Genomic DNA, 9,447 nt, shown 5'->3' with positions numbered 1-9,447 from the left:
TCAGTCAGTGCAACCGCATGGGCGGTCTCGACCTGGTCAGCCCACGCTACGCCGAGTACCAGCCCCTCGGTCTAGGCATGAAATTCCGCTCCCATCCCCTGGCGATGGGCATCGCCCAGGTCCAGTTGCGGAAGCTCGATGCGCTCAACGCGGGGCGCCGCGAATGGGTCAACGCGGTGGAAGCGGGGTTGGCGAATGTGACGTGTCTTAGCCCGTTGCGCAGATACGAAGGCGCGGAACCGGGCGGCTTCTACGGGTTTCCTGTGATGTACCATCCAGAGGCGCTGAAGGCTGTGCCGCGCGAGAGACTGCTTGAAGCCCTCAATGCGGCGGGGGCGAAGGCCGGAGGCAGCGGCTACGGTTTGCTGCACTTGCTGCCGCTGTTCGCCCGCGGTTTCGACGTCTTCACGCGGGGTCGCGGCCCGCTGTCCGGTGACTATCCGGGCTACAAGCGCGGCGACTTGCCGGCGAGCGAGGACGCCCATAAGCGCATGATCTTTCTGCGCGTCGCCACCGACCCCGAGCCGGGCCTCGCCGAGCGCTACGTCGGGGCTGTAAAGGGCGGCGTGGCTGCCGCCGGGCGCCGGTGATGCCCCGTGCGACGGAGACTGCTGAGCGCGGGGCTGTGAGGATGCCAAGGCCCAATCCTCCGAGCCTGTGCGAGCGTCGCGGAGGCGCTGCCCGATGGATGCCGTAGGGAAGCGTCCGCCTGCCGCGATCTACCCCGCGGTGTTCCTGACATCGGCGAGCGTGTTGATGCTTCAGGTGGCGCTGACGCGCCTGTTCTCGTTCACGCTGTGGTACCACTTCGCGTACGTGGTGATCAGCCTGGCGCTGCTGGGGTACGGGGCGGCAGGGGCATTGCTGTCGGCGTTCCCGGGCATCCTGCGTGGGAACCTGCCGCGGACGCTGTTCTGGTGCGCGCTGGCGTTTGCGGCGTTCATTCCGGCGAGCCTGGCGATTTACGCACACACGCCGTTTTACCCGCTGCAGTTATTGCGGCAGCCGGTGCAGTGGTGGTATCTGGGGGCGTATTATGCGGCGGCGGGGATACCGTTCTTCTTGGGGGGCGTATGTATCGCGGGGGCGATCTCGGCGGCGTCGGAGCGGGTGACGCGGGTGTACTGTGCGGACCTGGTGGGGGCGGGGCTGGGGGCGGGGGTGGTGGTGCCTGCGATTTGGCGGCTGGAGACCCCCGGGGTGGTGATGTTAGCGGCGGGGGTGATGGCCGGGGCGGCGCTATGCTGGGGGTGGTGGTGGCGGCCGCAGACTGCGATCGCGCCGGTGGCACTGATTGTATTGCTGGCGGGGGGCGGCGGGGCGTTCTGGCGCTCGTTGGAGTTCCGCCCGAGCAGCGAGAAGTGGATGGCCGTTCAACTGGCCTCTGGGTATGCCGCCCTTGCGGCAGAAGAGCCACGCTCTGAGTGGCCCGCAGCGGTGGCGGAACAGATTCCCGTTTATCGCCATCTGCGCCAGCACACTCGGTGGGGAGCCGTGTTCCGGGTTGATGTCTTGGAGCGCATGGAGGAAGACAGCGGTCTCGGCGTGACCAAGCAGCCTGGCGTCACTGTCCGGCTTCGGGGACCGAGGCCGCATCTGCTCAGCGTTCCTCACGACGGGGACGCCAACACCGCAATCTACCGTGCGGCCGACGCGAGCGAACTGGGTGAGTTCTTCGCGGACCACGTGCTGACGCTGCCGTACGCGATCCTGCCGCCGCGGCCGGAGGTCTTGATTATCGGCGCCGGCGGCGGCAGGGAGATGCTCGTTGCGCTGCGCAGCGGGGCGCGGCGGACGACCGCGGTCGAATTGGACCCCATCACGGCGCGGCTGCTTACGCAGTCGTTTCGCGATTACGCCGGCGCATTGTCGGAGCGTCCCGGTGTGAGATATGTGGTGGGCGAGGGGCGCTCGTTTGTCAGACAGTCACGACAGCAGTATGACCTCATCGAAATCAACGGCACCGACACTCTGACAGCCGCAAACCTGGGCGCCAACGTCCTCTTTGAGAACTATCTCTACACGGTCGAGGCGGCCCAGAACTACCTGGCTCACCTGCGCGAGGGCGGCGTGCTCTGTTACGGGCATCTCGACGCATTCGGAGCGCCCGGCCAGACGCCCTTTCGACAGAGCATTCTGCGCGCGGGTGCGGCGTTGGAGGCCGTGCGCCGATCCGGGGCCAAACGTCCGGCTGATCATATCGCTGTCATCTTCGGCCGCGGCATCATGCTCCACCTCGTGCGTGCGGATCCCTTCCCGGCGCGGGCGGTGAGCCTGCTCGAGCGCCGCTGCGCCGAGAACGGCTTCGTGCCGGTGCATTTGCCCTACCGCAGTCTCGCCAACGAGTTGTCGTGGTTCCTGCGCACCTCGCCACCGGCGCGCGGGCATTATATGCGCCGCAGCCCCCTCCGCCGCGATCCGCCGACCGATGACAGCCCGTTTATCTGGCCCTACTACAAATGGGGCCGCGTGCTCCATCCTGCTCATCGTTACGAGCGAGCCGCGATGGCGAGCGGACAGCTTGTCCTGGTGCCGCTGCTGGGGGTGGCGGTGCTGAGCGCCCTTGCGTTCATCCTCGCGCCCCTGGCCCTGTTCCGGCGGCGCGGCGTGTACTCGCCCTCGGCAGGCGGGCTGGCGGTATACTTTGCCGCGTTGGGCTTCGGGTTCATGTTCATCGAGATTAGCTTCATCCAGAAGTTCGTGTTGTTCCTGGGGTACCCGACGTACTCGCTCACCGTCGTGCTGAGTTCCCTACTTGTGTCCTCGGGGGTCGGCAGCCTAGTGAGCCAGCGGGCGATCTCGCGCGCCGAGCGCTCGCTCGTGTGGGTGCTGGTTGGGCTGCTGGCGCTGGGGGTGCTGTATCTGGGCTTCGGCGCGACGATTTTCCAGGCGTTCCTTGGTTACGCGCTGTGGGCGCGGATTGCCGTCGCGGTCCTGCTCATCGCGCCGCTCGGGTTCGCGATGGGCATGTTCTTCCCAACCGGCATCCGGGTGGTGAACGAGATCGCGCCGTCGTTTGTCCCGTGGGCGTGGGGGATCAATGCCTCGACGTCGGTGGTGGCGGCGATTCTCGCGGTGATGCTCGCGATGTCGGCGGGGTTCCGCATGGTCGGGATCGCCGCGCTTGGCATATACGTCATCGGCGTTGTCGGACTGTACGCATCGCGGCGGCGTGCGCGACGAGTTGCGTGATCGGCTTGGGAACGCCCCGCCGCTTCAGCGGCCCCAGAAGCTGTAAGTTGGAATACCCCACGCTATGCCGATCAAGCTCCAGCCGCATCCCGCCACGGTCTCGCCCAGGATGAGGCCGAGGAAGAACGGCAGCGCGCGGCGGTAGAGGCGCAGCCCGCCATAGCGCAGGACCCCCAACTTGATGGCCCAGGCGATGAGCATGGGCGTCCACACCAAGTTGATGCTCCAGCTCCCCGATATCGCGTAGCCCACGGGATGGAACGGCCACCAAAGGAACTGCGCCCGCATGATGGTGAGCAAGGCCGCCGCCCCGAAGCCGAACGCCATGGCCGTGATGGCCTTGAAGTTGGGTGCCTCAGGGGCTGTCAGCCAGGTTTCCAGTTGGCTGAATGCCTCTCCGCCGTACCCGTAGCCGCTCCAGAACTTAGCCGATACGCCCAGCGTGTAGGCGAGATGCGTGTAGGCCCACAACGCCGACAGCGCGCCGACGGGGACCGCGACCATGACGCACCACATGAACGCGCGCGCGTTCGCGCGCGTCCGGCGCGCGAGATACAGACCTTCGAGTTGATGCGGCATGGGGTGGCTGCGATACGCCCGGTTGAACCACCAGAACACCGCGAACATGGACAGGTCGCGACGGCCGATGGCCTCGCTGCCCAAGACGACCGGCAGGACGCGGTCCGGCCCCATCATATGGAAGTCGTGCACCGGCGAGCCGAACTCCGCTCGCACCCGCGTGACCGCAACCGCGAGCGCAAGGTACACGACGAAGAACGCCGCGATCATGCCCGGCGTCATGCCGGTGCGCCAGCAGAATAGGCCGAGCGCGCCGATGCCGAGCGCCAACCCAATCGCGGCCTGCCGGTACGAGAGCGCCTCGTGTGAATCATCAAGCTCCGAAGGCCGGCCGGCGATTTTGCGCCCGACCTGGCGCAGGTAGCGCCGCCCGATCCACAGCAGAGCGGCGACGATGCCCATGTACGCGCCGAAGCCTTGCTCGTCTATGAACGGAAACTGCGGCACGACATCCCACGCGAAGGCGCGGCTCACGACACGCTGCAGCTTCCAGAAGAAGTAGAAGAACCAGCATGAAAAGAGCAGGTCCACGGGGAGCAAGAAGCTCAACCCGATCACGGCGGGGTAGAAGGTCAACGGCATCCAATCAATCGCGGTCCAGGGATGAACGGCGATGTACGTGCGCAGGTTGATGTTGGAGATGTTTATCGCAGGCACTGCGGGATAGAAGTAGCTGAGTCCGTTCAGCGTATCAACCACCGCCGCGACGGCGAATCCAATCCACAGCAGCTTGCTGCGAAAAACGTCCATCCCGGGGCGCGTCATCTCGAGCGGCAACTGGACGATCGGGAAGGTGAGGCGCTCGTGGTCCATCCACTGCTTGCGCAGAATGACGCTGACGCACATGAGGACGAACAGCAGCGCGACGATGAAGCCCAACCACCATGCCGCCGGCCCGATCCACGCGCGGATGATATCCCAGCGGTAGAGCGTGGAGTTGCCCTGGTAGTAGCTCTGAAGCACGCCCTTGTCGTCAATCAGCAGCCAGTGCGGAGGGTAACGCGCGAAGAGGCCGTCCCAATTGTTCTCCGGGGTGGCAAACCACGTGGAGTGCGTCATCACCATCAGCAGGCCCTGCATCATGTCCATGCCGGCGAGCGCTGAGGCAACGGCGAGCATTGAGTAGATGGTGATGAGTTCGGGCTGGGTCAGGGCGTGGCGCGGCGTCCAGCGGCGCAGCAATCCGTTCAGCAATGTGATCGCCAGGATGATGAAGACGACGTTGAAGAAGAGCGAGATGCTGGTGACGTAGGGCCCCTGGCGCACGCGCTCCATCTGGATGATCCAGTAGGCGTTCGGGGGGATGAGGACAAGCGCAATCAGGCCGACGCGGCCAGGGCGGAGACTGGGCTGTGAATCGTCCTGTGCACTGCGCAAGGTGAGCGGAACCTCGCGGGCAAGTATAGCCGCCACGCGTGCGACGGTCAATCGGCCGGTCGCGCCGGCCCAGCGGCGTTGCGAGGAAGGAAAGGACGTGCCAAGGAGGGAAGGCGAGAGACTACAGCTGACGTGTGAAGGAGGCGATCGTGAGACGAATGAGGGTTGCGGGTCGTGTCCTGAGCTGCGTCGCCGTTGCGCTGGCGTTGGGGTTATCGGCATCCGGGGCGGAGCCCGACCTCGACGGCGCGGCGGTCGGCCGCCAGGGGGATGGGCGCATTGTGGTTCCGACGAACCAGGTGCTCGATCCTGCCGGGTTCCAGGTCGAGTTTCCGGGCAGGCCGACAGATCTGGCCTTAAGCCCGGATGGGAGTCTGCTGGCGGCGCTGAACAGCAACGCGCTCGTCTTGATCCGCGTGAGCGATCGGGCAATCATGCAGACGCTGCCGGTGCCCAAGGGTGGGCACACGTTCGTCGGCATCGTTTGGGCTGCTGACGGCGGAGCGATATTCACCTCAGGGACGCAGGGCGCAGTACACCGCGTCGTGATCGAGGAGCGGGTGGCCAGGTTCGGTGAGCCGATCGTGCTGCCTGGCCCAGGCGGGCAAGGCAATCCTCTGCCCGGCGGGCTGGCGCTGAGCCAGGACGGTGCGACCCTGTACGTCTGCCTCAACCGCAACAACACGCTCGGCGTAGTGGATGCGGCGAGCGGCGAGTTGATGGCCGAGATTCCCGTCGGCGTGGCGCCTTACGGGGTCGTGGCCGCTGGGGACGCCGCCTATGTCACCAACTGGGGTGGACGGCATCCGGTCGAAGGTGATGCGACGGCGGCGTCGTCGGGCACCCCTATTGTGGTTGATCCGTCGACCGGCATCGCGGCCAGCGGCATGGTATCCGTGGTTGATCTGGCGCAACAGACCGAGGTGGCGCAGATCGAGGTCGGCCTGCATCCCTGCGGGCTCGCTCTCAATCGAGAAGCGAGCCGCTTATTCGTCGCGAACGCGAACAGCGACACGGTATCGGTCGTCGACACGGCGTCGCGCAAGGTCGTAGAGACGATTGACGTCGCACCTGCTGAGGTACTTCCCTTCGGCAGCGCGCCGAACGCGGTGGCGCTGAGCCCTGACGGTCGCACACTGTACGTGGCCAACGGCGGCAACAACGCCATCGCAGTCGTGCGTCTCGGCGCGGTCGCAGGTGGGCCGGACGCAGAGGAAACAAGCCGCGTCGAGGGATTCATCCCGACGGGATGGTATCCAGGCAGCGTGAGATTAAGCGCCGACGGCAAGACGGTGTTCGTTGCCAACGTCAAGGGGGTGGGCTCACTCAACGCGCCCACCGGACGCGCGAGACACCTCGAGCGGGTCCGCCAGTATCACGGGCTGGAGAAGGATGCGGTGTCCAAGCCGAGCGAGTACGTCTTGCGCCAGGTCTATGACGCGTTGGGCTCCGTGTCCGTCATCCCGGCGCCGGACGCGGCGCGACTCGAGGCGTACACGAAGCGCGTGGCGGATAACAACCGGCTGGCGTTCGCCGTCCGCGGTCTGCGGCCCGGACGCCCCTCGCGGAAGCCAGTGCCCGTGCCGCTGCACGTCGGCGAGAAGTCCGTCTTCGAGCATGTCATCGACATTATCAAGGAGAACCGCACCTACGATCAGATCCTGGGCGACATGCCGGAGGGCAACGGGGATCCGGCGCTCGTGCATTTCGGGGAAGAGGTCACGCCCAACCACCACAGGCTCGCGCGGGAATTCGTGCTGCTCGACAACTTCTATTGCAGCGGGGTTAACAGCGCGGACGGGCACCAGTGGACCGACGAGGCGTACGTGACGGACTATCTCGAGAAGTCGTTCGGGGGCTTCGAGCGTTCATATCCCTACTGGGGCGGCGACCCTCTCGCCTACGCGTCATCAGGTTTTCTGTGGGACAACGCACTGCGGCACGGGAAAACCCTCCGCGACTACGGCGAGTTCGTGCGCGCGGAGATAGACCCGTCCGGCGCGAGCTGGGCCGATATCTACGCGGATTACGTGAACGGCACGAATGAGGTCAAGATTCGCGCACGGCCGGGAGTTGAAACCCTTGAACCATACCTCTGCCCGACATACGTCGGCTTTCCGGGAAAAGTGCAGGATGTGTATCGCGCGCGCGAGTTCATCAAGGAGCTGCGCCAGTTCGAGGCCAGCGGCGAGCTGCCCAATCTCATCATGATGCTGCTGCCCAACGATCACACCGTCGGCACGCGGCCTGGGTATCCGACGCCGCGCGCCACCGTAGCAGACAACGACCTGGCGTTGGGGCAGATCGTGGAGGCGGTATCGCACAGCGTTTTCTGGCCGAAGACGTGCATTTTCGTGGTGGAGGACGACCCCCAGGCCGGCCTGGATCACGTGGATGGTCACCGCACGGTGGCATTTGTCATCAGCCCCTATACGAAGCGCGGCGCGGTGGATAGCACGAACTACAATCAGACCGGCATGGTGCGCACCATCGAGTTAATCCTCGGGCTACCGCCGATGAACCAGTTCGACCTCTCAGCCACGCCGATGGCCTCGTGCTTCACGGACACCGCCGATCTGAAGCCCTACACGGCCGTGCCGAATCGCATCCCGCTCGACGAGATGAATCCGCCGCTCAACGCGCTCTCCGGGCCGCAAAGATACTGGGCGATGAAGTCACTCGACCTACCGCTGGATGACATAGACCAGGCCGACGAGCACACGTTCAACCAGATCTTGTGGCACTCGGTGAAGGGGTACGACACGCCGTATCCGCGCCTCGCCGCGGCAAGGCCGTGATCGAAAGCGCCGGTCGTCATGCCGATCGCGTGAACCCGCATGGGCGAGGGGGCGCGCAGTCATTGCGAGACTACGTCCATCCGTGACCGGTGCGTTCCAGGTACGGCCGCCGAAGGGCGAGCAGGTTGCGGACGTGCGCCATGGTGGAAAGGCGCTTCCGGTGCGCGGGCTTGAAGACGCGGTGCTGGTCAACCGCGAGGCGGGCCAGGTGTACGCCGGCGTGTTTCGATGACCGCCGAGCGTCTTGCACCGTAGGCCGGGGGATATGCTAGAGGTCGCCGAGATGGTTCGAGACGACCGCAGGTGCTGCGCCCGGGAGGGCATCTGCCAGCAGCATGCTGAGGTAGGCGTGCAGGAACGCGATGGTTGACTCCGCGCCTTGGTTCCAGTTCACGCCGGATTGCGTGAGCGCGTCGCAGCACCCGCCGGTCGCCGGGTCGTAGAGCGCGAGACCGTGCGCGTTCTTGCCCAGGAGCCAGTCGAGCGCCTTCACCGCCCATTGCCGGTACCGATCCTCCCGCGTTGCGCGCCATGCGGCGAGACATGCCTCCACGTAGGCCGCTGCGTCCACCGGCTGCTGGTCGAAGCGTGGGCGTTCACTGCCGCGCACCCACCACCCCTCATTGCCGACGAGATCGAGGTGATCGTCGGCAGTGGTCGCTTCGTACAGGAAGTCGAGGGACTCGCGCGCGACCTCCAGCCACCGGCTTTCGCCCAGCATCTCGTACCCCAGGAAAAGCGTGGCGGGCATAAGCGCGTTGGTATACGCCAGGATGGGTTCGAACCAGCGCCAATCCGGCGCGCTTTCCGCGCGGTAGCAGTCCTGATAGAAATCGCAAATCGTGCGCACGGTGTCTCGGACGTGTTCGGACGTACCGTCTGCGCGCGCCATAAAGTACAGCCCGCACATCAGGTGCGCCTTGCCGCGCAGTGATCTGAGGCGATTGAACCACGGTCGGGCGCGGTCGAGCAGATGGCGGGCCGTGCGCTTGATATTCTCGTGAACCGGCGTACACAGCGTGTACGCGCAGGCCGCGACGGATCGGCCAAAGCAGTCCTCCGACCCCTCGTTGTCCAGGAAGTTCTGCTCATAGCTCATGAAGTTGCGGAACTTGCCGTCGGGGCGTTGGGCGAAATGGAGGAAGGACAGGTAGGTCGAGATGAGGCGGAGACTCCCGCGGCCCTGCATGTGCTCGTAGTACTGTAGAGCAACGACGAGAGCGCGCGCATTGTCGTCGGTCGTGTAGCCCGTCTTGCGGTTCGGGATGGAGTAGGTGGCGTGCTGGATTATGCCCGTCGTGTCAGTGAGCGTGCGCAGATGGTCGAGGTTGAGCGGGGGGTATTCATCCATGGCCCCCTATTTCCTCCCGTCGACAGACAGACGCAAGCCGTTGAGAGACCTCGCGGCCGGATACGCCGCCGCCGCTCGAGCCGGCGGGGTCAGCGCACCGTACTCGGCGGCGATCTCGCGGAAGTACGTCACGTGCGCGGAGCCGATCCG

At 65.6% G+C, this 9,447-nt stretch carries 6 protein-coding genes; 4 read left to right on the top strand and 2 right to left on the bottom strand.

All coding sequences use genetic code 11. The features are described from left to right. Positions 1-590, top strand: a 590-nt coding sequence (locus tag JSV65_04190) for a DegT/DnrJ/EryC1/StrS family aminotransferase (protein ID UCH35558.1), incomplete at its 5' end; no start/stop codon positions are given. 94 nt (positions 591-684) lie between these two features. Continuing rightward, positions 685-3,192, top strand: a complete 2,508-nt coding sequence (locus JSV65_04185; protein ID UCH35557.1) for a hypothetical protein — start codon at positions 685-687, stop codon at positions 3,190-3,192. A 24-nt stretch (positions 3,193-3,216) separates the two neighbouring features. Here the strand turns inward: JSV65_04185 and JSV65_04180 are convergent, their stop codons facing one another. Continuing rightward, on the bottom strand, positions 3,217-5,148 hold the full coding sequence (locus JSV65_04180; protein UCH35556.1) for a hypothetical protein: 1,932 nt from the start codon (positions 5,146-5,148) through the stop codon (positions 3,217-3,219). A 149-nt stretch (positions 5,149-5,297) separates the two neighbouring features. Here JSV65_04180 and JSV65_04175 point away from each other — a divergent pair, with 149 nt between their 5' ends. Continuing rightward, complete coding sequence (locus tag JSV65_04175) at positions 5,298-7,946, top strand: beta-propeller fold lactonase family protein (GenBank protein ID UCH35555.1); 2,649 nt, start codon at positions 5,298-5,300, stop codon at positions 7,944-7,946. 82 nt (positions 7,947-8,028) lie between these two features. Then, complete coding sequence (locus JSV65_04170) at positions 8,029-8,178, top strand: hypothetical protein (GenBank protein ID UCH35554.1); 150 nt, start codon at positions 8,029-8,031, stop codon at positions 8,176-8,178. 36 nt (positions 8,179-8,214) lie between these two features. On the opposite strand, the gene JSV65_04165 is transcribed toward JSV65_04170, so the two are convergent. After that, positions 8,215-9,297: a glycosyltransferase gene (locus JSV65_04165; GenBank protein UCH35553.1), complete on the bottom strand. Its 1,083-nt coding sequence runs from the start codon at positions 9,295-9,297 to the stop codon at positions 8,215-8,217. Positions 9,298-9,447 lie beyond the last annotated feature (150 nt).

It is taken from the genome of Armatimonadota bacterium (assembly GCA_020354555.1).
Classification (GTDB): domain Bacteria; phylum Armatimonadota; class Hebobacteria.
The sequence above is the reverse complement of the archived record's forward strand: the minus strand, read 5'-3'. Positions and strand labels throughout refer to the sequence as shown.